This window comes from Cryobacterium sp. TMT3-29-2, assembly GCF_004564305.1.
GTDB lineage: Bacteria > Actinomycetota > Actinomycetes > Actinomycetales > Microbacteriaceae > Cryobacterium > Cryobacterium sinapicolor.
This window is the reverse complement of sequence record NZ_SOGK01000059.1, coordinates 1-2,467: the sequence shown is the minus strand read 5'-3', so window position 1 is coordinate 2,467 and position 2,467 is coordinate 1. Positions and strand designations below refer to the sequence as shown.

The 2,467-nt window shown below is 69.3% G+C and carries 1 protein-coding gene; it reads left to right on the top strand.

What is annotated here, in order from left to right; translation table 11 throughout:
- Positions 1 to 987: 987 nt before the first annotated feature.
- Positions 988 to 2,467, top strand: a 1,480-nt coding sequence (locus E3O67_RS07070) for a sensor histidine kinase (RefSeq protein WP_167726524.1), incomplete at its 3' end; no start/stop codon positions are given.

Here is a 2,467-nt window from a genome sequence, read left to right as displayed (position 1 = left end):
TGCCTGCCAGTAACTGCGGAGTTTTTCGCAACGCGCCGATCGGGCTGGCTGGGGTGACCCGGCCTGTCTCGAAATTCTCCTCAATTAGGTCACGCTGCTGCGCCGGACGGATGCCGCGTGGCGGCATCCGTCCGGTCTGCCGGACGCATCTGCGGCAGCTGTGATTCCCGTCGCCCTTCCCCAAGAGGCGTCGTTATCTGGCCCGTTGTGGCTAACTCAGGAGACCCGGGCAAAGTCACGGCCGAGTCGCGGAGACTGCGGCACTGCTCCGCGCCCTTGCCGAGGCTGGCGGCGGGGATCTCCTGAGTTGGCCACATCCGGCGCCGGTGACCTCGGTCGCTGCGGCCCTCACCCGCGCCAGGCTGGTAAGCACCTGTGCCGGGAGGTCCTGCACCCAGCGCCACGGCACCTTTCGCCGTCGCCGCGGGCCCGTGCGTGAGCCGTGCTTCGCCTCACTCTTGCAAATTGTGCGAGAAGGGGTCAAAGCAAGCTGAATCCGGCCTGTTTGGCCAGACTGCAGGATTTATGCGCGTTCGGTGCCGGGAAGGTGCCGGGTAGGGGCGGGGTGCGGGTTGGGAATGGTGGCTAACTCAGGAGATTTGGTGGAGTCGTGGCCCAAATGGTGTGACCGCCGCACTGGTCCGCGCCCGTACCGCGCCGGGCGCCAGGATCTCCTGAATTAGCCACATCTGGGGCAGGTGAGGAATAGGGGAGGGGCAAGGAAGGGGCGGGACAGCGCGGAACGGCGCCGGCAGGTGCGGGACGGGGCCGGAAGGACCGGCGGGCCAGGTGGCGGATGCCCACCGCCCCACCACCCCGGCCGAACGAATTCGACGGAGATCTTGCACGAAGATTGCGAAAAAGGGCCCCGCGACCCCGTAATTGTGCGCAATCTCCGTCGAATTCGTTCGAGGTGAAGCGGATTGCCCGGGGCGGGGCAGGAGCACCCTCTCGGAATGAGAGAATCAACCGGACAGAGAGGTGGCTATGACGCTTGGACTCCCGGACCACCTGGTCAAGAGGACGCTCAGCTATGCCCTCGCGCGGGCCGCGCACTGGTTCGCGCTGACCTGCCTGGCCGCCTCCCTCATCGCCGTGGTCCTCCTGACCTTGTCCACAACTGCAGCGACTGCAACAAACCCAGCAAGCACAGCAGTAGCCGCAACCCAAGCAACCCAAGCAACCCAAGCAACCCAAGCAACCCAAGCAACCCAAGCAACCCAAGCCGCAGAAGCAGCAACCCAGGCGGCCACCACCGCAACCCTCGCCACAGTCGTCGCCCTCCTCCTGATGGCCGCCGTCCTGATCGCACTGTCCCTGCGCCGCACCGTCACCTTGACGATCGCCTACCTCGTCGTCGGCACCGCCGCCACCTACCTCTACACGATCACCGTGCTCGGCCTGCCGGGCGTCTTCCCGAGCTCGAACGTCTTCCTCGTCACGCTGCCGAAGCTGGCGCTGGTCATGGTCGGCGGCGCCGGGACATCCGCCCGCGCCGGCGTGCTCTGGAGCACCACCGGCTTCGTCCTGGCCGAGGCCGTCACAGTGCTCGCGGCTACCCAGACCGGCGTGCCCTATGGCGCCGACGTGTACACCGTCTCCACCTACCTCTTCCTCGTCAGCGTGCTGCTGCTCACCGCCTTCGTGCGCCGCGAGCGGTCCGTGCAGATCGCCCTGCACCGGGCCATGCAGACCGACCAGACCCGCCTGCTGCGCCACGAGCTCGACCTCCGAACCCTCGCCCTCAACCAGGACACCACCCTCCAGCAGCTCGTCGCCCTCGCCCGCGCGCATCCCGGGCCGCTCAGCGACAACCTGGCCGGCAGCATCCGTGACGCCCTGCAGACCCTCCGCGGCACCGACTGGCTCGCTGACGCCGACGCGCTGAGCGTCGAGCCGTCCCGGGGCACGGATGCCTGGCTCACCAGCGAGGTCTACGCCGCCATCGAGCGCAGCCGCGATCGTGGCCTCGTGGTTGAAGTCACGGGAGACCGCGCCGCCCTCGGCCGCCTCGGCCCGGCCAGCGACCGCGAACTGGGCCTGGCGGTGCAGCAGTGCCTCGTGAACGTGATCCTCCACTCCGGCCTCGTCGCCGCCGAGGTCGTGATCGAGTCCGAGCCGAGCAGCATCTCCCTGATGGTGATGGATGCCGGGCGCGGCTTCACGGAATCCGAAACCGGCGCCGACCGCCTCGGCCTGCGCCAGGCGGTGCGCCGCCGGATCGAACGCCTGGGTGGCTCGGTGAGCATCCTCACCCGGCCGGGCGCCGGCACCTCGGTTCTGCTCAGCGTTCCCGTGGCGGCCGAGGAACCCGGCGAGCACGCCGGGCCGTCGGAGAACCGCGCCGGGCCGTCGGAGAACCGCGCCGGGCCGTCGGAGAACCGCGCCGGGCCGACGGAAAGGCCAGCCGCGCAGCCAGCACCCGTGCCCGCCCCAGCCGCGCAGCCAGCACCCGTGCCCACCCCGG